Here is a 26,430-nt window from a genome sequence, read left to right on the forward strand (position 1 = left end):
CAGGTTGACTCTTTTTCGCATAGCCGTATAAATGGCCATTTCCATGAGGAAAGCCGCGCCGTTCAAACCGGCTGAACTCGTCGCGAGAGTCAAGGCCCGTCGACGCGCAGGGAGACTTGCAGACCGTAACCGTGCATATTCGGAAAATTCGAGAAAAAATCGAAAGCAATTCGGCCGAACCAACGTACATCGAGACGGTGTGGGGCGCCGGCTACCGTTTTAAGGGATAGGGAAAGCCTGATGGCGCATTCAGGCTTTTTTTCTTTGCGCCCATTCGGCTGCGCGAGCTTCGGACGGGCCAGTTAAGAAAATTTTAAGAAACGGTTCACGTCTGGTTGAGAAATGGGCACTAAAGTAGGGATAGACCAATCAAAGATGCCCCTACCCCTACTAGAAAGGAGCGCGCTAAACATGCAGCATCTATTCAACGCCATCGTACTAGGCATCTTGGAGGGACTGACGGAGTTTCTGCCGGTATCCTCCACTGGCATTTGGCAAAACAACCAACCCTTAAGAATTAACGGTGCCTAAAGCAGCTGCGCAGGTTTCGTTCAAGCGAAACTGTAAAAGAAAGGAACGTTATCATGAATATCAAACCACCTTTATCGGCCGGTAAACGGCATGCGGCACGCATGCTCGCGAAAGTACCGGAAATCACGCTGTACTTCTGGATCACGAAGCTATTGACGACTGGAATGGGCGAAGTGGCGTCCGACTACTTGTTCGAGCGATTGAACCCGATCATTTCCGCACCGCTCAGCGTGATGATCTTCATTGCCGCGATGGTGCTGCAATTCAAAGTTCGCCGTTACGTACCGGGTATCTACTGGCTCGTCGTCGTCATGGTCAGCATCTTCGGGACGACGGCTGCGGACGTCGTCCGCGTCGGTCTGGGCATTCCCTATATCGCCTCGACGCTGTTCTTCACGGCGGCGCTCGCGATCATTCTGGGCCTCTGGTTTCGGAAAGAGAAGACGTTGTCCGTACACAGCATATTCACCCGGCGCCGTGAGATCTTCTATTGGCTGACCGTGCTGGCGACCTTCGCGCTCGGCACCGCCGCAGGCGATATGACCGCGACCAATATGCACCTTGGCTACCTGGCTTCCGGCATCATGTTTACCGTGATTTTGGCCGTGCCGGCGATCGGCTTCTGGCTGTTCGGGCTAAAGGAAATCGTGGCTTTCTGGTTCGCGTACATTATGACCCGCCCGGTCGGAGCTTCGTTCGCGGATTGGATGTCGGCGGCGCATACCAGCGGAGGTCTCGAGCTGGGCAAAGGTCCGGTCACGCTCGTCTTGACGATCCTCATCGTAATTTTGGTCGTCTTTCGCGGCGGTTCAGCCGCAAAGAGCGCCGAGTTGCAACCCGATTTGGCAAGCGACATTTAAGTAGAACGTAATCGCAGAGATTGAATGAGTATCGGCTAACGAGGGCGGTGGAATGATCGTGCAGCGCAGATTAATCCTGTGGTTACCGGCCATCCTAATGGTCCTAAGGTTCGGAACAGATGGATGCGGACTATTCACTGCCGCTTGGGGATGATATCGCTGCCGGTATTATGGCTGCATGCCGGGGGTTCCGTGATTGCAGCGGCCGCCGCACATTGCTGATTGGCGCTATACTTGCGGTGCTTCATAAGAGAACGGCAGCGCAGAAGACGTAAAGGAGCTCGCCTGTTTTTAGTCGTAAACAAGTGATTATTCAAGCAGAAGGTGGAGAATGAAGGAGCCGGGGCATGAGATGCCTGGCTCCTTTTTGTTGTTCGCATCTCATGCCGTTAGTCGTGGGCCGAACGCTTGGCTACGGTCATGAAGGGACCGGACCCGTCGACTGCCGTACGACCAGCTTGGAAGGAACGACGATCCGCTGACGCTCCTGGTCCGGATCGCCGATGACGGATACGAGCATCTTCGCCGCTTCGCGCCCGATCGCTCCGCCGTCTTGACTGACGCAGGTCGTGGGCAGGGCGGCCATCGCCGAAATCTCGTGATCGTAGCAGAAGACGGACAAGTCCTCGGGTATGCGAAGTCCCAAGCCATGCGCCGCATCCAGCACCGTAGCGCCGATCGACGCATTGATCGCGAAGACGGCGGTCATATCGGGATTGCGCAGCAGGAACTGCTGGAGCTCCTCGCGGTAGGACGGGTTCGGAATGCCTGTCTGCAGCACCTCGTTCATCCGTTCGACGTCGAAATGCGTTAGCCGAAGCCGATGGTCGATCGGCAGCCGATTCTCGGCATGCGCCTTGTCATAGCCGACGATGCGGTCCTCGATGCTGGACGTGCTGACGTAATCGGTCGTAATGAGACCGATGCGCGTATGGCCGAGTCCGATCAGGTACGAGACCGCGCCGAAAGCGCCTTCAACGTTGTCCGAGCAGACGCAGTTCGTCTCCAGGCCTCTCAAATAGCGGTCGACGATGACGAGCGGATACCGGTCCAGCGTCAACCTCAGGATATCTTCGTTGTACGACTCGCCGTCCACGGGGTACACGATGATGCCGACGACGCCGAGCCCGATCATTTCCTTGATCTTGTCTTTCTCCCGCTGCTGCGAGTTATGCGTGCTGGCGAATAAGAGACGGTAGCCGTGTTCCGCAAGCTCGCGCTCGATTCCGCTCAGCAAATGCGCGGTATGGAGATTGGAGAGATGCGGCATGAGATAGGCGACCAATCGCTGCTCCGGACGGACGGACTGCCCGGGCGCGGAAGGAACCGGCTCATCCGGCCGTTCATCGGAGACGAAGGTGCCTTTGCCCTGGATGCGATAGACCAAGCCTTCTGCAAGCAGCGCTTCCAAGGCTTTCTTCACCGTTATCCGGCTGACTCCGAATTGAGCGGACAATTCGTTCTCGGACGGAATAAGGTCGCCCGGCTTCCAGTGCGCTTCTCGCAGGCAATCGTATAGGTAATCCTGAAGCTGCTTGTAGATAGGCACGCGAGGAGAAGGTTTCGGCATATCGACGCCCCTGACTTGGTGGAATCCCGATCGTAAGGCTATGTATTCATGTATATATTGAATGTTCAAGTTTTAATACAAGTGACGCCCGGCATTCCCAAGTTGAATAAATCGAGCCAGACAAGATGACAACTGGCATGATCGAGGCCGAGGGATAATAAGTTGTATAGAAATCATGGCCAGCCGATTGCCGGTTACAAGAAACCGAAGCAAACGTTCGGTTTTTAAAGGAAGCGTTATGTAAGCGCTTCCCGATTAACGATCAATTCAAAGAGAGGGTGCTCGGAAAATGAGAGGGAAGCACAAGTGGAGTCCGGTTTGGATGCTTGTATTGACCATGGCCGTCATTCTTACCGCATGCGGGGGCAATAACGGCGACTCGTCGACGGGGAGCAGCGATGTCAAATTGACGATGTGGCATTGGAAGGTCGCGTTCGATCCCGGCTTCAAGGCCGTGGCCGACGCGTTCAAAGCGAAAACGGGTATTACGGTCGTGACGCAGGCTTTTACGCCGGACGATGCCTACCGCCAGAAGCTGACCGGAGCGGCGTCGGCAGGCGACATGCCGGATCTCTACGCCTACTGGGCGGGACCGCTCGAAGGCGCCTTCGACGGCAAAGCGCTCGAGATGGGACCGGAGCTCGAGAAGGACGCGGAGTGGAAGAACGGCTTCCTGCCTTCGGCGCTGCAAGGCGTGACCGTCAGTCAGGCGAACCTCGATACATGGGCGGCGGACGAGAAGAGCAGCGATTGGAAGAAGGAGCGCAAGGTCGGTCAGATCTACGGCGTGCCGCTTGATGTCGGCGCGTTCTATACGATCTACGGCAATGCCAAGCTGTTGAAGGAAGCGGGTCTGGAAGCCAAAGCGCCGGCGACGATCGAGGATTGGATCGATACGATGAACAAGGTGAAGGAGAAGAGCGACGTGCCGGGACTCGTCTTCAGCGCGAAGACCTTCACCCTGTACGAGAACTGGTTCATGAACTTCGTCGACTATATGAAGAACGGCGAAGAGTCGTTCACGAATTTCATGAATCATGACGAGAAGCTGTCCGATCCGAACCATATCCACGCCATCAAGATCATCGAGGATCTCGCCAAGTCCGGGAACATCCTTCCGGGCTCGGTCTCGCTCGACATCGATCCGGCCGACCAAGCATTCGCGCAGGGCAAAGCCACGTACGATATCGGCGGCACGTTCACGTACGCCAGTCTCGTCGCGATGGGCATGAATCCGGACGATATCATCAGCTTCCGCGTGCCGGCCTATGCCGATTCCAAAGTGCCGGATGCCAAAGTAACGCCGTTCCCGCTCGTCCAGATGGTCGTCACCCAAGGCGGCAAGCATCAGAAGGAAGCGCTGGAGTTCGTGAAGTACCTCACCTCCGAGGAAGGGCAGATCCTGTACGCGAACGGCGCTTTCGACCTCCCGGCGGTCAAGATCAACGATACGAGCAAGCTTAATGGCTCCCTGCAGGCGATGGCGGGCTCTCTCAGCAGCGAGAGCAATTGGTGGTCGGAGAACTCGGCCATCTCGGGCAAGATCGGCCAGCCGGAATGGCAAACGTTCCACGCCGATATGCAGAAGGTGATTCTCGGCAATATGACCGCGGCGGAGGCGGCCGAAGACTTCGATAAGGCGGCCGCGGCCGAGAAGGCCAAGGCGCAGAAATAATCGCCGCGCCAGCGGCGCAATCATCCAAGGGCGAGAGGGAGGAGCTGCCTCCCTTTTCGCTTTCTTCAAGGAGGCATGCGTACCATGAAAAACAGCTTCTCCGCCATGGCGCGCCGGGAGGCGGCTGCCGGTTATCTGCTCGTGGCGCCGGCGATTCTGCTGTTTCTGCTGATCGGCCTGTTCACGGTGCTCTTCTCGATCGGACTGTCCTTCTATCACTTGGGACAGGGCTCGCTGATTACGAGCGCCAAGTTCGCCGGACTCGACAACTTCCAGAACTTCTTGTTCGGCCGCGACCTGAATCTCTCCAGAGCCTTCAAGCAAGCGCTGGTCAACAATCTATGGGTGCTCCTGTCGACGCTCGTCGTCATCCCGATCGCCCTGGCGATCGCCGTCATGCTGCAGCGCATTTCGAAGGGCATTCGTTTGTACCGAACGGTGTTTCTCCTCCCGATGGTGACCTCGTCCGTCGCGATCTACTATGTCTGGCAGGGCATCTATGAACCGGAAGGCACGCTCAACAAGCTGCTCGCCGCAATCGGACTCGATTCGCTCATCGCCGTCAACGGCTGGCTCGGGGAGCTGCACACGGCACTGCCCGCGCTGATCGTCACCGTGATCTGGGGCAGCGTGCCCGGCATGATGATCCTGTATTTCGCGGGCTTGCAGACGGTGGATCCGCATCTCTACGAGGCGGCGGAGATGGATGGAGCCGGCGCCTGGCAGAAAATCTACCGGATCACCTGGCCGATATTGCGTCCGATCACGGTCATCTGTCTCATCATGGGCATGAACGGCGCGCTGCAGATTTTCGATCCGGTGTGGATCATGACCAAGGGCGGACCGGCCAATGCGACGGAGGTCGTCAACGTGCTCGTGTACCAGCAAGCCTTCGTCAATGGCGACATGGGCGTAGCCAATGCGATGGGCTGGTCGATCTTCGTGCTGACGTTCGTGCTGTCCTTAATCAGTCTGCGCATCCTGCGCGACAAGAGCGAGTAGGGGGGCCGCCGATGAAACCGAGCGCGATTCGTAAAATCCCCCTGTATGCCGTGCTTACCGTATGGGGCGCGTTATGTCTCTACCCGCTCCTGTGGATGATCGGCGCATCGCTGAAGGATCCCATGGACGTCATGAGCTCGTACTCGCTGCTGCCGAACGGCGTCTGGCATTGGGATACTTACGTGGACGTATGGAACAAGATGAAGTTCTTCCATTATTTCCTCAACAGCGTGAACGTGACGTTCTTCACGATTCTCGGCATCAACGTGCTCTTCACGATGGCCGGCTTCGCCTTCGCCAAGCTGCGCTTTCCCGGCAGCAACATGCTCTTCCTCGGCTTTCTCGGCATGATGTTCGTTCCGGGCATCACGGTCATGGTGCCGCTTTATCTGACGGAACATTCGCTAGGCCTGCTGAACACGCATCTCGGCCTCATCCTGCCGATGGTCAACGGCAGCGCGCCGATGGCGCTGTTCCTGTTCCGGAATTATTTCCGCACGATTCCGCACGAGCTCTACGAGACGGCCAAGCTGGAAGGAGCCGGCATCCTGCGGATTCTCTACCGAATCTATATTCCGCTGGCGATCCCGGCGATCGCGACCATCACGATCATGAACTTCCTCGGCTCCTGGAACAGTCTCGTGCTCCCGATGGTGCTCTTGAACAGCCAGCATCTCTACACGCTGCCGCTGGCGGTCATGCTGCTCGATACCGGCGTCTTCCGGCAGTGGAACGTGCTCATGGCGGGCTCGCTCATTACGATCGTCCCCGTCATCTTGTGTTTTTTCCTCTTGCAAAAGTATTTCATTCAAGGTCTGACGTCGGGCGCGATCAAATCATAAGCGAAGCAGGTCCGGAAGCCGCGAATATCGCGGCTTTTTTGTGTTTAAGCGCATGGCGCGGATACTGAAGGGATAGCGGAAGAGAGGAGGGGCACAGGATCGCGGACAATCGAAAAAGAGGAATTCGCAAATTACATAGTCCTTACAAGAAGCTTTCGCGCTATGCACAGTGGTCGGCATAGCCGCTGTGAGCGATACTCCAAGCAAAGGGAGGTGACCGCTGCTTCGCACGAACCGCAAGTCAAGATGCGATCGTCTGACATCATGGATCAGTCAGCCATTTGAACCAGAAGAGAGGGAGCTGAGAATTGATGAGAAAAGCTTTGGGAAGAAAGCCGGGGCGGAAGCTGGGCAGCGCGCTGCTCGCGTTCGCGACGCTGCTTCCGTTCGTCCCCGCGCCGGCGGCATACGCGGCGACGGTCAACATTACCGCATACGGAGCAAACGGCGGCGACACGACGGATGACCTGCAGGGTATCACGAACGCCATCGCGGCTGCCGCGAGCGGCGACACGGTTTATTTTCCGGCCGGTACTTACTACATTACGGGCACGATCAACGCCAAGTCCGGCGTGAAGCTGATCGGGCAGAGCAAGGACACGACGATCATCAAGTACAGCGGCACGACGGACAACAACATGATCACGCTCAGCAATACGACGGGCGTCGAAGTCGCCCAGCTGACGCTGGACGGCAACAGCAACACGCATGTCGTCTCCGGCATATGGGGAGAGCCCGGCAGCGGGCATAACATCCATCATAATATCATCAAGGATCTCGTTAAAGCCGACGGCTTCGCTCCGTTCGGCGTCCTGCTCTCCGCCACGGACAATTCGACGATCGCGGACAATACGTTCACGAACATCGGCGTCAACTCCGAATGGGGCGGCGCCATCCGAGCCGGCTGGAATTCGAACGGCACGAAGATCCTGCGCAATACGATCGCGAACACGGGACGCGGCGGCATCTTCGCCAACGATACGTGCAACAACGTCGAAGTGAAGAACAACACGATCACTGGATCCGGCAAGCACGAGCACGGCCTGTCGATCGAACTGCATACCAATTGCAATAACTCCGTCATCGAGGACAATAACGTCGACCATTGGATCAGCGCCGTTCGGTCCAACAATATCGCGGTCAGACGCAATACGGTCCATACGACGGACGGCACCGTGCAGGGGATGGGCCTTGAAGTCATGGTTACGCATGGCGTCACGACCGACAATCTCGTCGACGGCGGGCAGCAAGTAGGCATGCAGCAATCCCCTGGAACGGGCTACCAATACTGGGGCTACAATACCGTTCAAAACATGGTCATGTGGGGCATGCAGCTGCAAGGCGCGGATACGGGCGAAACGGAGCAGTTCCAATACTTCTACAAGAATACGTTCAAGAACGGTCCGATCGGCAACCCTGCGGCCGCCTATCCGGGCTATGACGGCAATGCCGTCCGGATTCACGGCAACTCGCAGAACTTGACGTTCGACAGCAACCAAATCATCAACAACGGCCGTAAAGCGATCGAGATCACGACCGCTACCGGCACGGACCGCCTCAGCTTCATCAACAATGTCATCACGGGCAACGGCGGACCGTCGATCGATCAATATCCGTCCTCGGCGGCGGACCTGGAATGGAGCAACAACACCGTCAGCGGCAACGGCACGAACACGCAGTTGGTCAGCCGCGGCTTCAGCGATCCGAAACCGGTCGCGAACTTCAGCGCGCCGCTCAGCGTGCAGCTGGGGCAGCCGATCACGTTTACGAACTCTTCCACGGATAACGGCACGATCGCCGAAAACCTGTGGGATCTCGGCGAAGGACCGCCGGTGAACACGGTCAGCCCGACCTATACGTACCAGAAAGCGGGCACGTACCGCGTGACGCTCGTCGTCTGGGATAACGGCGGACGCGCGAGCCTCAAGGAGCAAACGGTGAACGTGTTCACGGGCCCGCCGGATACGCAGGCACCGACGGCACCGACGTTGTCTTCACCTTCCAAATCCAATGTAACCGTCGATCTCTCCTGGTCCGGCGCCACGGATAACGTCGGCATCGTCGGCTACGACGTCTATCGCGGCGGTACGCTCGTCGGCTCCACGACCGGCGCGACGACGTACACGGTTACGGGCTTGACGCCTAGTACGGCATACAGCTTCACGGTCAAAGCGAAGGACGCGGCAGGCAACGTCTCCGCGGCAAGCAATACGGTGAGCGTCACGACCGCAGCCGGCGACACGCAGGCGCCGACGGTACCGACGAACCTGGCCACCACAGGCAAGACGGATACGAGCGTCAGTCTGTCCTGGTCAGCCTCATCCGACAATGTGGGCGTGACCGGCTATGACGTCTACTACGGCACGACATTGGCCGGTTCCACGACCGGGCCGAGCGGCACGGCGTTCACGGCGAGCGGGCTGGCACCGAACACCGCGTACACGTTCACGGTCAAGGCGAAGGATGCGTCGAACAACGTCTCCGCCGCCAGCGGCAGCATCACCGTCACGACGGATCCGCTGGCCAACTGGACGCTGTGCGCGGGCGAGAACAATACGTGCAGCTTCACGGGCACGAAGCAAGTACGATTCGGCGCGAACGGCAGCTATTTCTACGGCACGTACACGAACTCCGTCATGTGTTCGACGAACCAGTTTGGCGATCCGGCTCCGGGCTACTATAAGACATGCGAAGTGAACCTGGCCGGCGGCACGGGAGATACGCAAGCACCGAGCGCTCCGTCGAATTTGACGTCCCCGTCGAAGACGACCACGAGCGTGAATCTGTCCTGGACGGCGTCCACCGACAATGTAGCGGTAACCGGCTATAACATCTACAATGGTTCCACGCTGGCAGGAACGGTAGCATCCGGCACGACGTTCTCGGTCACCGGACTGACGGCGAACACGGCCTATACGTTCACGGTCAAGGCGAAAGACGCGGCGGGTAACGTCTCCGCGGCCAGCAATGCCTTGAGCGTCACGACGAGCAGCGCCAGCGACACGCAAGCTCCGACTGCTCCTAGCAGCTTGACGTCGCCGTCGAAGACGGCAACGAGCGTCAATCTCTCGTGGACCGCATCGACCGATAATGTCGGCGTGACGGGATACGACGTATATAACGGCAGCACGCTTGCCGGCACGACGGCCGGCACGACGTTCACGGTAAGCGGCTTGAGCGCGAGCACGGCGTATACCTTCACGGTCAAAGCGAAGGATGCGGCAGGCAACGTGTCGTCGGCCAGCAACGCGCTGAGCGTGACGACCAATGCCAGCAGCGACACGCAAGCTCCGACTGCCCCTAGCAGCTTGACGTCGCCGTCGAAGACGGCAACGAGCGTCAATCTCTCGTGGACTGCGTCAACCGATAACGTCGGCGTCACGGGCTATGACGTGTATAACGGCAGCACGCTTGCCGGCACGACGGCAGGCACGACGTTCACCGTCAGCGGTTTGACGGCAAGCACGGCCTATACGTTCTCGGTCAAAGCGAAGGACGCGGCGGGCAATGTCTCCTCAGCCAGCAATGCGCTGAGCGTGACGACCAGTGCAGCCTCGGGCGGAAGCGGCAGCGTCACGCGCGAGTACTGGACGGGAGTTTCGGGAACGTCGGTGTCCACGATCCCTACGGGAACGACGCCTAGCGGCACGGATACGCTGACGAGTCTCGAAGGTCCGACGAACTGGGCGGATAATTACGGCGACCGCATCCGCGGTTACATCACGCCGACGACGTCCGGCTCGTATACGTTCTATATTGCCGGCGATGACGAAAGCCAGTTCTACCTGAGCACGAACAACAGCCCATCGAACAAATCCATGATCGCGTACGAATACGAATATGCTGGCGTTCGCGAGTGGACGAAGCATACGAATCAGCAGTCCGCCTCCATAACGTTGACGGCCGGACAGCCGTACTACTTCGAAATTCTTCACAAAGAAGGCGGAGGCGGCGACAACCTCGCCGTTGGCTGGACCGGACCGGGCATTTCGACGATTACGGTCATCGGAGGCTCCTACTTGTCCGCTTATTGATTCATCAGCCGGTAACGGCAAAAATGCTCAAGGCGCTTAACGTGGCATGACCGCGTTAAGCGTTTTTTTGCGTTGTGCGCCAACGTCGTCAAGGACGCGATACGTGTTCATGCTCCTGGGTGGGCTTGGCAAGCTGTTGCGGTCATCCGCTTGAATTGTAGTCGGAAAAAAATAAGTGCGATTATGCAACTATTTACAGGCGAAATCGGGATTTGAGTAAAATAGTTGCAACTATGCACCTATTTTATTGAAGTTACGCCGAATGTTCAGTTATTGTTCGAAATAAATGCAGTATTGCACTTATTTCCAATTAAACGGCGATTTGAAAGGAATTAAGTGCAGATTTGCACTTATTTCAAATTGGGAGCTGTAACGATATCCTTCTAATGTCGTTTGCTAGAAGTGCGATTTTGGTATGAAGCACTATTATCAAAAGGCGTCAGCCAAGCACGCCAGTGGAAAAGTCGGAACGTCTTTGTGCTTTACCCCACCGCGCAGGTTTTGCGAATGGGAGCGACTTTGGTGCGAAGCACCACGGGAGCGCCCATTGCAAAACCGGAGCTCTGACCTTGGTGCGAAGCACTGGTGTATTCAGACTAAACAAAGGCAAAGCCGCTAGAAGTGAAAAGTGCAGCTCACGAAAGGGGGAGCAGGGGTAGAGCCCCGGAGGCTCTACCCCGCCGCGCAGGCATTGCGAATGGGAGCGACTTTGGTGCGAAGCACCACGAGAGCGCCCATCGCAAAACCGAAGCTCTCATGCAAAAAGACGTAATGCGAAGCACGCCAGGTGAGGTGGAACGCCCAATGGTTCATGCACTACCCCGCCGCGCAGGTTTTGCGAATGGGAGCGACTTTGGTGCGAAGCACCACGAGAGCGCCCATCGCAAAACCGGAGCCTTGCATGCAAAAAAGACGTAATGCGAAGCACACCAGGGGAGGTGGAGCGCCCAATGGTTCATGCACTACCGCGCCGCGCAGGTTTTGCGAATGGGAGCGACTTTGGTGCGAAGCACCACGAGAGCGCCCATCGCAAAACCGGAGCCCTGCATGCAAAAAGACGTAATGCGAAGCACGCCAGGGGAGGTGGAACGCCCAATGGTTCATGCACTACCCCGCCGCGCAGGTTTTGCGAATGGGAGCGACTTTGGTGCGAAGCACCACGGGAGCACCCATCGCAAAACCGAAGCCTCATTTTCAAACACAGGCAGGATATTCCATCCCCGTTTCGAATAGTTAAACTCGAGTGAACGCGTATCGCGAGAGAGTATCTTGTGCATCGTGTCATCAACGTTCGTTATGCAAGGGCTTTCATCCAAATGCAACGGCAAGCTGCGGCGGAACAAGCACCACTAGTCGGAAGAAGCAAGCTTGAAGGACTACCATGCAGAGCAAGGGAGAGGAATTGACATGTCGAAGTTGACGATTCGCGATGTGAAGGTGATCCTGACGGCGCCGGAGGGCATCAACCTGGTCGTGGTGAAAATCGAAACGTCCGAGCCTGGGCTGTACGGCCTTGGCTGCGCGACGTTTACGCAGCGCTACCTGGCGGTCGCCACGGCGATTGAGCAATATTTGAAGCCGTTCCTGATCGGCAAAGACCCGCATCGCATCGAGGATATTTGGCAATCGGCTATGGTTAGCTCCTATTGGCGCAACGGACCTGTACTGAACAACGCGTTATCTGGCATCGATATGGCGTTATGGGATATTAAAGGCAAGAGCGCCGGACTGCCGGTATTCCAGCTGTTAGGCGGCAAATGCCGGGAAGCGGCGGCGATCTACCGGCATGCCGACGGCCGGGACGAGCAGGAAGTGGAAGACAACGTGCGGCGGCTCATGGAGCAGGGACTCCGGTACATTCGCTGCCAAATGGGCGGGTACGGCGGCCGGAACCATACGCTGCATCAGCCGGAGCATGCGCTGCCGGGGGCGTATTTCGATCCGAATGCTTACATGCGCAGCGTACCGCGAATGTTCGAGCATGTCCGAGGCGCAGTCGGCGTGGAGGTCGAGCTGCTGCATGATATCCATGAGCGGCTCGTGCCGATCGAGGCGGTACGGCTGGCCAAGCAGCTCGAGCCCTATCGGTTGTTCTTCCTGGAGGATCCGCTGGCGCCCGAGCAGCTGGATTGGTTCGAGACGATGCGAAGCCAGACCGCCATTCCGATCGCGATGGGCGAGCTGTTCACGCATCCGAGAGAGTGGACGCCGCTGATCGCGGGCAGACTGATCGACTTCATTCGCTGCCATATCAGCGCGATCGGGGGATTGACGCCGGCGAAGAAGCTCGCCACCCTGTGCGAAGCGTTCAGCGTTCGCACCGCCTGGCACGGACCTGGCGATGTATCGCCGGTCGGACATGCAGCCAATCTGCATCTCGACGTCAGTTCGATCAACTTCGGCATTCAGGAGTGGTACGGCTTCTCCGATCAGATTCAAGAGGTATTCCCCGGCTGCCCGGTGGTCAAGTACGGTTATGCGTACCCGAACGATAAGCCAGGTCTCGGCATCGATATCGACGAGGAGAAGGCTGCCGCGTACCCCTGCAGCAATCGTCTGCCGGAGTGGACCCTAGCGCGCACGCCGGACGGCACATCGGTACGGCCTTAGCTGCATGCCTGACATGAATGGGCTTATGGAATACCGATCAGGCTGCACGTAAATAATTGCGGGAAGAAAGAGGTGTTAAGCATGCTGGACGACAAAGAAAATGCGCTCTATGCAAGGTCTACACGATAAACAACGGCGGTTGTTTGCATAGAGCTGATCAGGCGTGCCGCCAACCTTGTTTGGTGAAGCTGTTTATCATGAGACGTTGCTGCCTTGAAATGCATGCTATTTTAAGGAGTAGATCGATCATGAACTATATAAATGCGGATGTCCTCCTGCCAGAGGACTTATTGAAGGAAGTACAGCGCTATATAAGCGGCGTCATGATTTATGTGCCCAGGCCCGAAGGCGAACGTAAGGGATGGGGCGCAAATTCCGGCAGCAGGACCGAAATCCGGAACAGGAACAGGGAAATACGCCGCGAGTTCGCGGAAGGCGCGGCGATCGCGCAGCTTGCCGAACGATATTTTCTCGCAATCGATACGATCAAGAAGATCGTGTATGCGAAAGCAAAATAGAAAGCACGAAAAAACGTCATCTCGGAGCTGTCCGAGGTGGCGTTTTTGCATGGGCAACCGGTTTCATAGAAACGGGAACGTCCGATTTAAGTGGAAGCAGGGGGAATATAAGCCTAATTCGCTGGACTTCTTGTCGTATCGCGGGCAACTATCATATAATAGTATATAAATATTTTTTAATCTAACGGGTTACTTGATCCAGAAAAGGCGTGTGACGAGGTCGCGCCCTTGCTTGTCGATGTGCTTAAGCAGGAGCGCCCGCATCCTTTTTTGCAAATCTTATGATATAAGGATGGTAAACATGAGCAGCAAAGAAACGAAAACAGACGTCATCTTGATTGGTGCCGGAATCATGAGCGCGACATTGGGGACGATTCTGAAAGAGCTCGTGCCGCAATGGACGATTACGGTGCTGGAGAAGCTCGATCATGCAGGGGAAGAAAGTTCTAACGAATGGAATAACGCCGGGACGGGACATGCGGCACTGTGCGAGCTTAACTACACGGTCGAGAAATCCAATGGCGCTATAGATATCAGCAAAGCGATCAACATCAACGAACAATTTCAGCTGTCGATGCAATTCTGGTCTTATCTCGTAAACCGCAAGCTGATCAAGAATCCGCAGGACTTCATCATGCCGCTTCCTCACATGAGCATGGTCCAAGGGGACAAAGATATCGCGTTCTTGAAGAAGCGTTTCGAAGCGCTGACGGCGAATCCGCTGTTTCAAGGGATGGAATTCTCCGACGACCCCGAGAAGCTGATGGAATGGATTCCGCTCATCATGCAGGATCGTCCAGCCAATGAACACATAGCGGCAACCAAAATCGACACGGGTACGGATGTCAATTTTGGTGCTTTGACGCGCATCCTGTTCGAACACTTGAAGCGCAAGAAGGTCGCGATCCAGTATAACCATACCGTTCAGAACATGAAGCGCACGCGCGACGGATTATGGGAGCTGAAAGTCAGCAATGGAAACGGGACGGTTGAACGCCGAACCGCCAAATTCGTGTTCATCGGCGGCGGCGGCGGAAGCCTGCATCTGCTGCAAAAGTCCGGTATTCCGGAAGGCAAGCATATCGGCGGATTCCCGGTGAGCGGCATCTTCATGTCCTGCAAGAATCCGGAGGTTATCGCGCAGCATCATGCCAAGGTGTACGGCAAGGCGAAGGTCGGGGCTCCGCCAATGTCCGTGCCGCATCTGGACACGCGCTTCATCGACAACAAGAAATCGCTGCTGTTCGGCCCGTTTGCCGGATTCTCGCCGAAGTTTCTCAAGAACGGCTCCATGTTCGACCTCGTCACTTCCGTCAAACCTCATAACCTCGTTACAATGATGGCGGCGGGGGCGAAGAATATGGCGCTCACGAAATACTTAATCGAGCAAGTCATGCTGTCCAAAGAAAAACGCATGGAGGAATTGCGCGAGTTTATCCCGAACGCCAAATCCGAAGATTGGGAATTGGTCGTTGCCGGTCAGCGCGTGCAAGTCATCAAGGATACGGAAGCCGGCGGCAAGGGAACGCTGCAATTCGGAACGGAAGTCATCTGTGCCGCCGACGGCTCGATCGCAGCGCTGCTGGGCGCTTCGCCAGGCGCTTCTACGGCGGTTCACGTCATGCTGGACGTCATCAGCAAATGCTTCCCGCAGCAAATGAAAGGCTGGGAAGCGAAGATCAAAGAAATGATTCCTTCTTACGGCGTATCGCTCATGAAAAATCCGGAGCTGCTGCGAGACATTCATGCGTCCACGTCCGAAGCGCTGGGCTTGCGCGAGCGCCTCGCCGCAGGCGATCGTACGGCGAGCGAAATGCTGATCTAATGCGGAGCTGAATTTGATTTTATTCCGGCTATTATTTATACTATTTCCGATTCATAAGAAATTCAGTCAGGGTTCGCAGCGATGCGAATCCTTTTTACATACAAGGAGGCGTCTCGCATGGGTATAACATTGCATACTGAACTATGCCGTCTATTGAACATCCGTTATCCGTTGTTTCTGGCCGGCATGGCCGGCGGACCAAGCACGGTGGAATTGGTCTCGGCGGTCTCCGAGGCCGGCGGCCTCGGCACGTTGGGCGCTGCTTATATGGAACCGGAGGCGATTCGCGGCGCGGTTCGGCTCATCCGGGAACAAACTTCTCAACCGTTCGGCGTGAATCTGTTCGCGGCGCGGTCGGCGGATGACAATGCCCGCACGCAGCAGGTTCAACAAACGTTGGACGGCATTCGGGAAGAACTGAACTTGGCGCCCGCTGTTCCCGGGGGTTTAAGAACGCCGGAATATTTCGAGAAGCAAGTTGCCGTCCTGCTGGAAGAGAAGGTGCCCGTGATCAGCACGGCGTTCGGCCTCCTTTCTGAATCGATGATGCGGCAGGCGAAAGCCGTCGGCAGCCATGTCGTCGCAATGGTTACGACGGTAAACGAAGCGATCATGGCCGAGCAGGCCGGCTGCGATATGATCGTAGCGCAAGGCAGCGAGGCCGGCGGTCATCGCGGAACCTTCGACGTTGCGGGCGATCGACGGATGGGCGCCAATATCGGAACGATGGCGCTCGTCCCTCAAATCGTCGATCGCGTTCACGTGCCCGTCCTGGCGGCCGGCGGCATCATGGATGGCCGCGGTCTCGCAGCCGCGCTTGCCCTCGGCGCGCAGGGCGTACAGATGGGAACGCGGTTCCTGACCGCGACGGAATCCGGCGCGCACGCGGCGTACCAGGAGCGGCTGCTCGCGAGCAATGAGGAAAGTACCCTGCTGACGAGGGCGTTCTCCGGCCGGCCGGCGCGCGGACTGCGCAATGCGTTCATCGACCGGTGGAACGAAAGCGGCATAGACCCGCTCCCGTTCCCGACGCAGAATACGGCTACGCGCGATATTCGCAACGAAGCGGCGAGGCAGAACAATCCAGATTTTATGTCCTTATGGGCCGGACAAGGAACCAGGCTGCTGACGTCGGGTCAAAGCGCGCGGCAAATCGTGCAGGAAACGATCGATCGGGCGAGCGAGATTCTTCATGGCAAGAAGGATTAAGACAACGGGCAGAAGCGGCGCCTAAGCGTGTGCGAGCGTGTGCCCGATGCATTTCACGCGCTGCACGGTTGCCGTCAAGCTTGAGCCTCCTTTATAATGATTGGAATAAGGGAGGCGGTAAATATGGCAAATCAATTTGCCGGAATAAGAAGCGACTCATGCAAAGCCTATCATTAGGGCGATCTTTGCATGGGGTGATTCGCTGGACGTGATCGCCCGGGAAGATGTGAATCGTTTCTAATAGGGGGCTTTGCGGCTGCTATTATTTTGCAACTTAAAATAAGGAGCTGGAAGCTATGCATCAACCATTCATTAGAAACCATCAGTATAACGAGATTAAGAAGCGGATCGGTCAGCTGCAAAATGCGTGCAACACCGTATCCGATAAGAAAGTCGTCGAAGCGGTTCGCAATGATACCGAAATGATGATCAATGGATTATTTCTCGAAGCGACCGATCAGCAGAAGCAATTGCTCGGAAACCTGGATCAGCTGCATGGCACCGCGGACTTTCAGCGTTATTTGCAAGCCTTGGAGCCTTATGTCATCGAAGAATACGCGCAGGTAACGGATAATCAGCTGAAGAAGCTGTTTCCGAAAATCAAAAAATTGAAGCTTCCCGATCTTGAAGCAGCCGATAGCAGATTCGCGACGTATCTCGGCTGGACCGACATTGCGGTGAATAGACTGTTCATCGTGTACGAGCTCGGCGGAAAGCTTGTCGGCTTCGAAGGGAAATATACGCCGACGAATAAGAAGGGCGTATGCTTCTTGTGCAGCAAGCATACGGAGGTTGCGTTGTTCACGGCGGTGACGAAGTGGAAGCCTGCGGGCGTTTCTTCGGATTATTACCGGGCAATCGGCAATTATATGTGCGTGAACAGCGAGGTTTGCAACCGAAATATCACCTCCGTCGACGTACTGGAGACATTCATTCACGGCGTCTTGGTCGGTCCGTAAGGGCTGCGCCGCCTAGTTATAAGAGAGTTGTTCCGATGGTTCAGAGAGACCGGGGGAGCAGCTCTCTTTTTTCGCGAAGATCGCTTATGAACATAGAACCGGGAGTGAAGCGGCATGTCCAATGATCTCAAGCGTGCCATGGACGATCTCATGATAAGCATTCCAGGGGGAGAAGTCGATCTGAGGGATGATCGCATTCAACGCAAATGGAAAGCGGAGCTAAAGCCGTTTCGCCTAGGCCGGTATCCTGTAACCAGCGTGCTGTACGATGCGGTTAGCGGTCATTCCTCAGGTGATACCTTATGTTATTCCTTAGATCATTCCTTGCTATCGAACGGCGATAATCGAATCCCCGCTGTGAATATCTCTTGGCAGGATGCCATAGCGTTCTGTAATAGACTGTCACGGCTTGTTGGCCTCCAACCGTGTTATTCGACAAGCGATAATGGCGAAACCATCGATTGCGATTGGGATGCCGCCGGTTATCGACTGCCATCAGAAGCAGAATGGCAGTACGCTTGCAAGGCAGGGACGACCGGATATCGATACGGAGAGCTGGATAAGATCGCGTGGTATAGCGGGAATTCCGCTGACCATCTCCATGAAGCAGGTGGTAAGGAACCGAATGTTTGGGGTCTGCATGATATGCTAGGCAACGTTTGGGAATGGTGCTGGGACTTATATGACGAGCATGTATACGGCTCCTATCGTATTTTTCGCGGAGGCAGCTGGGCCGAGGAGGCGAGAGGCTGCGGAGCGACGGTTCGTCGTCGCAGCCATCCGACATTCCGGATCGATGATCTTGGATTCCGCCTTGCTCAGTCTAAGTCATGATTGCCGCTGCTATCGAACAGGTCTGTTGCGCCTGATCATCTCGCAGGAAGAGCATTAAACTGCACGCTGAAGCCCGTATTGCGGGGAAGGCACGGCAGATCTTATATGGCTGTGTCTTTTCATTGCAAGGCGGGGTACTGCGAGCTTGAACGATCCATCATGGATTCCAGGCGAAGGAAGAAAAAAGCTCTCTGCGCCCATACAGGCACAGAGAGCAAGGATTGTTACAACAGACCGGTTAGAGCGCATGGCGGATTCGGAACAAGCCTGGCATGCTCATTCCCGTTCGTCCTTGGATATTCGATTGACGGCAAGCAGCATCAGGAACGACAGCAGGATCATCGCGATGATCCAGGCCCATGCCATCGTCATGCTGCCGCCGTCCGATGCGACGTAGATCGCCGTCGGAATCGTCTGGGTGCGGCCCGGAATGTTGCCCGCGACCATCAGCGTAGCTCCGAATTCGCCGAGTCCTCGGCAGAAGCCTAGAATGTAGCCGGACGTCAGCGAGCGAGCGGACAGCGGGACGGTCACATAGCGGAACACCTGCCACTCGCTGGCTCCCATCGCGCGCGCGGCATTCTCGAGCTCGGAATCGACGCCTTGAATGCCGGTCTTGATCGTCCGGTAAGCAAGCGGGAAAGCCACGACCGCCGCGGCGATCACGGCGGATTCCCATGTGAAGAGGATCGGTCCGCCGAACAACGCCTCGTATGCTTTGCCGATCCAGCTGCGACGCCCGAGCACGACGAGCAGGATGAAGCCGACAACGGTCGGCGGAAGCACAAGCGGGAGCAGCAGGATTGTTTCCAGGATGCTTTTGCCGAAGAAACGCGTTTTGGCCATGCGCCAGGCGATCAACAGCGAGGCAGCGAAGACGAGAACGCTGGCTGCGACGGTTATTTGAATGGAAAGCCCGATGGGTTCCATGAATAGGTTCCAAGACATGCGAGCACTCCTTCATTCAGCGGCGGTTAGGAAAGCCGGAACCCGTATTTGACGAAAACGGCTTCGGCCTCTTTCGTTTGCAGGTACGCGTAGAAGGCGTTCGCTTCCGAGGCGCGTTTCGTCTCCTTCACGACGCCTGCGGGATACAGAATAGGGCTGTGGACGTCGGGATTGATGCGAAGCGCGATTTTGACTTTGCCGGACGTCAGCGCGTCGGTCTTGTAGACGAAGCCTGCGTCGGCGTTGCCGGTCTCTACGTACGTCAGCACTTGGCGGACATCCTTGGCGTACACGAACTTGGATCGGAGGATATTCCAGACGCTGCGCGTCGTCAGCGTTTCTTTGGCATATTGTCCGGCGGGTACGGACTCTGGCTGCCCGATCGCGATCTTCTTGACGGAGCTGCCGGTAAGCTCCTTGACCGTCGTGAATGTCACATGGGAATCGGAAGGCACGACCATGACCAAATCGTTGGACAACAGCGTGGAATGGTTCGCGATGAGATCTTCTTTCACCAGCGTATCCATCTGCTTCGATCCGGCCGAGAAGAAGAGATCCGCCGGAGCGCCTTGTTCGATCTGCTTCTGCAGCGTTCCGGAGGAGCCGTAATTGAATACGAGATCGATCGTCGGGTGCTGCTTCTCGTACGCTTTCTCGATAACGCCGAGGCTGTCCTTCAAGCTGGCTGCCGCGGATACGAGCAGCTCCGTCTTCTTGGCCGCCGCCGTCGCGGATGGAGCGGCGGGAAGCGCGACCGCAGCCGTTAATAGGGCGAGGCTAAGTGCCGCCGTCGTTTTTTTCATCCTTTTGACCTCCTGGCTTCCATGCGTCGTTACATGTCATTTATCGTAACATAACTCTATGAGAATTTGCATCGTTTTGCTAGGAGAAGGAGAAAGGGAAAGGGAAAATATCGGAATGAACCAGTTATACGGGAATGATGGATGACATCAGATAGAGCGTCTACTAAACCAGGGCTGGAGAAAGAGCCGAAGGAAGAGTCAAAAAAACCGATAAAAAGCCCGCATGCAATTATTATGTTCGAAAATCATATCATCCATCATTTGCAATGATTACGTGCTACAAATTCAGCGCTTCGAAACTTCATAAGGCTCGATATGAATGTGCACGTGCGTGATATGGTGCTGATCGTACATTTCCTTCTCGACCTGCTCCGTAATTTCATGGCTCTCCGTTACGTTCAGCAGATGGTGAACCCCGATCGTGACATCGACCAGCTTCATGTTGCCGTGGATGCGGGCTTTGATATCGATGATCTTCTCGACGCCGGGCACGTCGCGGATCGTCCGCTTGATAACCTGCAGCTCCCCGTCGTCGAAGCCGTCCGTCAGCGCATGCGTCGCATCGCTGAAAATCCCCCAAGCCGTCTTGCAGATCATCAAGCCGACGAGCAAAGCCGTCAGTTGATCCAGCCATGGCGCTCCCCATTGCGCCCCTAAAATACCGATGAACGCGCCGGCGCTTACGAGCGCGTCGGACCGATTGTCCTGCGCGGCCGCCATCATCGCTTGACTGTTGATTCGCTTGGCGAGACGAACGTTATATTGGTAGACCATATAGATTGCGCCCGCCGAGAACAGGGCCGTCCATGCGGCGAGACCCCCTTGCGGAACCTCATGACCCGATTGAAACGAGGATGCCGCTTGATAGAGCACCTGAACGCCTACCGCAAACATGATGAACGAAGCGATCATCGCCGATACCGTCTCCGCCCGGAAATGCCCGTAACGATGGTCGCTGTCCGGCGGCTTGCGCGAGATGCGAAGGCCGATCAGCACGGCGATCGACGCGATGATATCCGTCGAATTGTTTAATCCGTCCGCCTGCAGCGCTTCCGAGTTCGTCCAGTAGCCGACGGATAATTTCAACGCCGACAAGAGGAGATACGCCCCGATGCTGACCCATGCGCCGATCTCGCCCTTCTTGATGTCTTCGTACGTGCTTTCCATGCCCAACCTCCATCAACTAACATTCGCTAAGCCATCATACTTGACGAAAACCGTGTGGGTCTAGAGAAACAGTGTTGTCGGCGTCCTCAAAAATCGGCATGGCGCAAAAAAGTTGGACATGTCCAAAATTAAACGGGCTAAGAGGTAAAAAAAAACGCCCGCACAAAAGTCCCATGCAGCAGACTGTACTAGCTGGAAACTTTTTTGGATTTCCTTGCAACTATTTGGAAACGAGGTGCATCATCATTAGGTGGAGAGGTGGGACCTGGGGTTGGATGTCATCGAACGTTTGGCACAACAAGACGAACAAGCGCTGCGCCGGCTGATGGATGCTAACGATTATTCGCACGCATGCGAACAGACCGCCGATTCTTCTTGGATCCCTAGGAGGAAGGCGGTCTGTTCGTCTACGTTTGAGTGTCTGGAAGCCGTTATCGATCAGCTTGCAGACCGCCTGCGGACAACGCGGCATAAAATCACGCTAGGCTGAAGTGGACATGAATTTGGACAGGAGTTCGAGGCGATTTCGCGAATTCATTAACCTAGTAAAACGTAGGACACTATGGTTCTTGAGGAGTGACGATGATGCCGCAGTACAAGCAGGGCAGTTATGGCGGAGAGAGCGTATCGATCGCCAATGATCATGTTCGGGTGGACGTGCATAAGCGATTGACGGGATGGGGCTGGGCGGAGATTTTCACGGCCGATGGCCGGTTCATGGGCGTGCTGGAGCATTTTGGCGAGCTGCTGCTTCGCGACCAGGAGATTCCGATTCGCATGGAATCTTCAACTTGGGAGCGGGACGTATCGGACAGCGGGGAAAGCTTGGTTTTTCAGGTGAAAGCGCTTAATGTGCAGCAGATGCTGCGCGGGACTTCGTTCGACTCCTGGATCCAGTACCCGTTCGACGCCGCGCTCATGGAAGGCGAAGTGAAGCTGACGCTGCTGAAGGATGATCCGGTGCTCCAGCTGGATTTCAAGCTTACGTCCCGTTACAACCTGTTCGCCCGCTATGTCAGGGGGCCTTGGGTGAAGGTAGGAGCCGATTCGTTCGGCGCGCGGAAGACGGATGCGATCTTCCCGGGCATCGAGTGGCTGGAGGGCGAGGAGTGGTCGAGCGGCACCGATTGGTTCAAGGATCCGTGGGCGCTTCGGGCCGCGCCGCACCCGAACAAAGCCGCGATGCCGCTGATGGCGGTCAGCTGCGACGGTTTGGCCGTCGGATTGTCGTGGAACGCCGGGCTGAAGTCGACAAGATGGTTCAACTATCGGACGCACCTGCAGCAGCCGGTCTTTGCCTCGCCGAATTTTATCGATCGCCGGAACAATCATTTGCTCGGGCTGATGGTGCCGGACGCTGCCGGGGAGCATACGGAGAACCAAATCTACGCCGCCGAACCGCTCGAGCTTCATCCGCAGCAAACGGTCGCTTGGAGCGCCGAACTGTTCGTCGTGCCAGGCAGCTCGCTAGATGCGGTGACGTTCTGGATTCGGCGCAATGGCGGATTGCCTGCCCCTTCGGCCCCGCGCTGGCCCTACGAGGAAGCCTTGCATCGCATCGCCGATGCTTACGGCAATCGTTATTGGACGGATGGACAAGGCTTCGGCACGCCGCAGCATGACAAGGGCTACTCGTTGAAGCAGCCGCGGTTTGCGGAAGCCTACCTTGAACGTTATTCGGGCAGCGAGTCGGCCGCTGCGCTCCGGCAGGCCGTTGAGAAGTGCCAAACGCTCGCCGAAAGCGCCGTGTCTGCCTCTGCAGCCGATCCGCTCGAGCGCGGCTTGGCGCTGCTCGCGCATCAACGCGATGACGGATCGTTCCCGTTCGACCCGGATGGCCGTCATTATATGAAGGATGATTTTGTCGTCGCGCGGGCTTTCCTCGAACCGATGGGCCTTGCGGGCGATACGGCGCTCGATCTATGCGTCCTGCCGGCTATCGAGCTGTTCCTCGGCTGGCAGGCGACGGGCGACGAGCGGTTGAAGCAAGGCGCATTGCGCGCCGTCGATTACTGCTTGCCGCTGACGCGGCCGGAGGGCGGGGATTTCTGGGAGACGCCGCTGCACAGCCCCAATCTATTCGCCGCCGGACATGCCGCCATCGCGTACGAGCTTGCTTACCAGGCTGCTGGCGAACAGATTTATAGAGACAAGGCGATCTATTGGCTGCGCGCGCTGCTTCCTTTCACGCATTTATGGGAACCGAACGATAAGCCGATGCTGTACAATACCAAGCCGTGCTTCTGCTCCAGCGACTGGTATTTTGCCAATTGGGTCCGGGACCACGTGCAGTGGGAAGTGCTGGAGACGTTCGCGGAATCATTCCGGCTCGGCATCGATTGGGCTGGGATCGATCCTGCCATCGACTGGAATGTCTATCACGAAGGCATTACGAACGCGGCGCTTCGTTGGATGCTCGACCACCGCGACGAAACGTGGATGCCGCATAATCTGCAGCATACCAAAGGTTATTATGAGCAAGGTCTGTTAGATGATTGTTTTGCCGATACGCATAACGCCGTGACCGGCTTGTATGGCGGCATGGCGATCATGCCTGACGTCATCGCGGTCAATTTGCTCGCTTTGCTCGGGCATCAGCCCTGACCAAGGAGCCGGTTCGCGGATGGGGAAAATACCTCTTCATTTCCTGTTAGGGAACCGACCCGTACGGGGTAAGGAGGGGGAAGGAGTGATGACGATGACCCCGAAACAGGATACAATGGCTGCGAGACAAGACACGGGACAAGGTACCGCGAAACAAGGTACCGCGAGACAACAAGAGACTACGATTCGAATTCCCGGTTTAATCAACGACCTGACGCTTATGCATGTGACCGACTGCCATCTGACGGAATGCGATGAACGGGAAACGGCAGCCATCCGCGAAGCCGCGAGGAATCGCGCCAAAGTGTTTGCCGATCAATTGGACGGCGGCGATACGACGCTGGGCATATTCCAACGTTTCATCGACGATAGCAATGAGCAGCAGGTGGATTTTACCGTATTCACCGGCGATATCATCGATTTTCCATCACAGGCGAATTTGGAAACGATACGGGCCGCATACGACCGCCTGAACTCGCCATTTCTCTATACATTGGGCAATCATGATTGGTATTTCGATGGCAGATTTACGGATGAAGTGCGCGCCGAAGCTTATCCGCAGTTTCGGGATTGGATCTCCACGACGCCGGGCTGCGACGTCCGTACGGTTGGCGGCGTAAAGCTGATCGCCCTCGATAACAGCAATTATCAAGTGACGCGGGAACAATTCGAGACGATCCGGGAAGCGGCAGCGCTCGACGAACCGTATTTGCTGTTCATGCACATTCCGATGTATCTCTCCGGGCTCGTGAAGGACGTCGTCGACAAATGGAAAGCGCCGATTCTGATGGGGGCTTCCGGCTGGGATCCCGAAGTACGCGAAGCGTGGCAGGTACGCCACCAGGACGAGAGCACCGGCGAGTTCTGCAGGTGGCTGGCGAGTCCCGACAGCGGCAATATTCGCGGCATTTTCTGCGGGCATGTCCATCTCAATCATACGGATGCGTTTCGCGAAGGCAGATATCAGTACGTGACTGCATCGGGATATACGAGCACGAGCCGATTGATTCGGTTGATTGCGGATTGAAAATGCAGCATGCGTAAAAAGGTTCGATCGTAAGCGCGTTTGCAAAAGGCAGATGCTAATGCGCCGGCCATCGCGGAATGGACGCGCACCCGTCAAGTCGAACGAAAACGTTCACGCTGTCCGGCGTGCGACTGCCAACTGATGCCAGGGACAGTTTTTTTAATTCATCAGTGGTCATAAACTGACCTCTTAAAATCGAAGGGACCGCCGATTGTAGGCGGTTCCTTTTAGTTCGTATCAGTGCTGGCACCCAAGGCATGAATTAAGACGGTTGATTGGATACATTCTGATATTAAATTGGTTTACATAATAATATTTACGTTAATTTACAATTCGTAAGAGAAGAACTCGAATACGCTTAAGCTAAAGCGGTGCTGAATATATTTCGCGGTGCGACATATGGTTTAGGAGTGAGAAGTAACGTAAGCAGAGGGAGGCGGAATGGAATTGTTGGACGCATTCGTAGCACGCTCGCTGGAGGAAGTAAGATTTTGGTCGCGGATAATGAAAGAACATTCGCTGTTTCTGAGGCTGGGATTTCGTTGCGAAGATACCGTTCTAATTAACGAGGCTAATCATTTTTATGCGACCTTCGAAAATATCGAGTCCCGTGCAAATCGTTTTACGCTGAACGAAGATCCGAACGTGATCAGACGGTTTAATGACGAAGTCCACGTTGCGGTATCGCATATTTGGCTCTTTAAGCGAAAAGTGCTAGGCCTTATCCTGACGTGTCAACTGCCTGGAGCTAACAATTTCCCCTTGCTGGTTGACCATGTGAGCAGAGAGGCCAATTATTTCAGAAATCGATTAATGGAATTAAATACAGGGAGGCTGGAACCGCTTCCAGACGCGATTATTGACGAGAACGTATTTTTCCTGAGAATCATGGCTGATCATGCCAAATTTATAAGCCATTTGTTGGATCCATCGGAAAGAAAGCTGATTGATCAGGCGAACCAGTTTAGCGCGGATTTCGATCAATTACTATTTCAAGCCAGAGATCTGGAATCCATGCGGCCTCAATCGCAAACGGTGCCGCTTCTGGATCAATTTCTGGATCAGAACCGGGTTTCGGTCAAATCGCTGCGTGATTTCAAAAAAACTGCAAGGGATTTAATAGAAGCTTGCCGAATAAAGAGCATCATTCATCCGTTATTAGCTGATCACGTATTTCGAGAGGCCGAACATTTTCTGTTCATCATCGATATGTTCGAGAACAGTTTGACGGGCAAAACCGCGCATCAATAAAGGAAATCTGGATCTGGATCAATTTCAAATATTTCTAGAGAAGCAGCTGACTTGGGAGTTGGCTGCTTTGTTATTATTTAAAAGTGATAACTATTACACAAAACCCGTATTTTATACATATGTCATTCCTGCGTACACTTCGCATATCCAAATAGCAGCAG

18 protein-coding genes and 2 pseudogenes are annotated in these 26,430 nt (G+C 55.8%); 16 read left to right on the forward strand and 4 right to left on the reverse strand.

The annotated features are described in order from the left end of the window. Nucleotides 1-98 precede the first annotated feature (98 nt). Nucleotides 99-230, forward strand: a pseudogene (locus GT003_RS05075) (winged helix-turn-helix domain-containing protein); the annotation flags it as partial. 354 nt (nucleotides 231-584) lie between these two features. After that, the gene (locus tag GT003_RS05085; protein ID WP_161695088.1) at nucleotides 585-1,391 is read left to right on the forward strand and encodes a COG4705 family protein; all 807 of its coding nucleotides are present in this window, start codon (nucleotides 585-587) and stop codon (nucleotides 1,389-1,391) included. 418 nt (nucleotides 1,392-1,809) lie between these two features. Here GT003_RS05085 and GT003_RS05090 read toward each other — a convergent pair whose 3' ends face one another. Then, entirely contained in the window at nucleotides 1,810-2,961 is a 1,152-nt protein-coding gene (locus tag GT003_RS05090; RefSeq protein WP_161695090.1) for a GntR family transcriptional regulator, read from the reverse strand. 322 nt (nucleotides 2,962-3,283) lie between these two features. On the opposite strand from GT003_RS05090, the gene GT003_RS05095 reads away from it, so the two are divergent. From GT003_RS05095 to GT003_RS05150, 10 genes and pseudogenes are all read left to right on the forward strand, one after another. Continuing rightward, entirely contained in the window at nucleotides 3,284-4,636 is a 1,353-nt protein-coding gene (locus GT003_RS05095) for an ABC transporter substrate-binding protein (protein WP_161695092.1), read from the forward strand. Nucleotides 4,637-4,720: 84 nt separating this feature from the next. Beyond that, nucleotides 4,721-5,638, forward strand: coding sequence for a carbohydrate ABC transporter permease (locus GT003_RS05100; protein WP_161695094.1), 918 nt, complete (start codon nucleotides 4,721-4,723; stop codon nucleotides 5,636-5,638). Nucleotides 5,639-5,649: 11 nt separating this feature from the next. Next, nucleotides 5,650-6,480, forward strand: a complete 831-nt coding sequence (locus GT003_RS05105; protein ID WP_161695096.1) for a carbohydrate ABC transporter permease — start codon at nucleotides 5,650-5,652, stop codon at nucleotides 6,478-6,480. A gap of 431 nt (nucleotides 6,481-6,911) precedes the next feature. Beyond that, nucleotides 6,912-10,466, forward strand: a pseudogene (locus tag GT003_RS32225) (fibronectin type III domain-containing protein); the annotation flags it as partial. A gap of 1,455 nt (nucleotides 10,467-11,921) precedes the next feature. Further along, on the forward strand, nucleotides 11,922-13,124 hold the full coding sequence (locus GT003_RS05125; RefSeq protein ID WP_161695098.1) for an enolase C-terminal domain-like protein: 1,203 nt from the start codon (nucleotides 11,922-11,924) through the stop codon (nucleotides 13,122-13,124). Nucleotides 13,125-13,372: 248 nt separating this feature from the next. Beyond that, on the forward strand, nucleotides 13,373-13,642 hold the full coding sequence (locus GT003_RS05130) for a CD3324 family protein (protein WP_161695100.1): 270 nt from the start codon (nucleotides 13,373-13,375) through the stop codon (nucleotides 13,640-13,642). Between the two features lie 238 nt (nucleotides 13,643-13,880). After that, complete coding sequence (locus GT003_RS05135) at nucleotides 13,881-15,467, forward strand: malate:quinone oxidoreductase (protein WP_161695335.1); 1,587 nt, start codon at nucleotides 13,881-13,883, stop codon at nucleotides 15,465-15,467. Nucleotides 15,468-15,548: 81 nt separating this feature from the next. After that, nucleotides 15,549-16,676, forward strand: a complete 1,128-nt coding sequence (locus GT003_RS05140; protein ID WP_161695102.1) for an NAD(P)H-dependent flavin oxidoreductase — start codon at nucleotides 15,549-15,551, stop codon at nucleotides 16,674-16,676. Between the two features lie 296 nt (nucleotides 16,677-16,972). Then, nucleotides 16,973-17,635 carry a FusB/FusC family EF-G-binding protein gene (locus tag GT003_RS05145; protein ID WP_161695104.1) on the forward strand — a complete coding sequence of 221 codons (663 nt, stop codon included), beginning with the start codon at nucleotides 16,973-16,975 and terminating at the stop codon, nucleotides 17,633-17,635. Between the two features lie 114 nt (nucleotides 17,636-17,749). After that, entirely contained in the window at nucleotides 17,750-18,469 is a 720-nt protein-coding gene (locus GT003_RS05150) for a formylglycine-generating enzyme family protein (RefSeq protein ID WP_161695106.1), read from the forward strand. 276 nt (nucleotides 18,470-18,745) lie between these two features. Here GT003_RS05150 and modB read toward each other — a convergent pair whose 3' ends face one another. From modB to GT003_RS05165, 3 genes are all read right to left on the reverse strand, one after another. Next, nucleotides 18,746-19,417, reverse strand: a complete 672-nt coding sequence (gene modB / locus GT003_RS05155; RefSeq protein WP_161695108.1) for a molybdate ABC transporter permease subunit — start codon at nucleotides 19,415-19,417, stop codon at nucleotides 18,746-18,748. A gap of 26 nt (nucleotides 19,418-19,443) precedes the next feature. Next, complete coding sequence (modA, locus tag GT003_RS05160; protein WP_161695110.1) at nucleotides 19,444-20,220, reverse strand: molybdate ABC transporter substrate-binding protein; 777 nt, start codon at nucleotides 20,218-20,220, stop codon at nucleotides 19,444-19,446. 285 nt (nucleotides 20,221-20,505) lie between these two features. Further along, nucleotides 20,506-21,387, reverse strand: a complete 882-nt coding sequence (locus tag GT003_RS05165) for a cation diffusion facilitator family transporter (RefSeq protein ID WP_161695112.1) — start codon at nucleotides 21,385-21,387, stop codon at nucleotides 20,506-20,508. 271 nt (nucleotides 21,388-21,658) lie between these two features. Here GT003_RS05165 and GT003_RS05170 point away from each other — a divergent pair, with 271 nt between their 5' ends. The 4 genes from GT003_RS05170 (at nucleotide 21,659) to GT003_RS05185 (ending at nucleotide 26,269) form a co-directional block, all read left to right on the forward strand. Further along, a complete protein-coding gene (locus tag GT003_RS05170; RefSeq protein WP_161695114.1) occupies nucleotides 21,659-21,877 on the forward strand; it encodes a hypothetical protein in 219 nt (72 codons plus the stop codon). A gap of 95 nt (nucleotides 21,878-21,972) precedes the next feature. After that, nucleotides 21,973-23,991, forward strand: a complete 2,019-nt coding sequence (locus tag GT003_RS05175; RefSeq protein ID WP_161695116.1) for a hypothetical protein — start codon at nucleotides 21,973-21,975, stop codon at nucleotides 23,989-23,991. A gap of 88 nt (nucleotides 23,992-24,079) precedes the next feature. Then, complete coding sequence (locus GT003_RS05180) at nucleotides 24,080-25,018, forward strand: metallophosphoesterase family protein (protein ID WP_239566125.1); 939 nt, start codon at nucleotides 24,080-24,082, stop codon at nucleotides 25,016-25,018. Nucleotides 25,019-25,459: 441 nt separating this feature from the next. Then, nucleotides 25,460-26,269 (forward strand): DUF2935 domain-containing protein, encoded by an 810-nt coding sequence (locus GT003_RS05185; protein ID WP_161695120.1) that lies wholly within the window; start codon nucleotides 25,460-25,462, stop codon nucleotides 26,267-26,269. Nucleotides 26,270-26,430: the final 161 nt, after the last annotated feature.

Origin of the sequence: Paenibacillus sacheonensis (genome assembly GCF_009909195.1) — a bacterium.
Classification (GTDB): domain Bacteria; phylum Bacillota; class Bacilli; order Paenibacillales; family Paenibacillaceae; genus Paenibacillus_Z; species Paenibacillus_Z sacheonensis.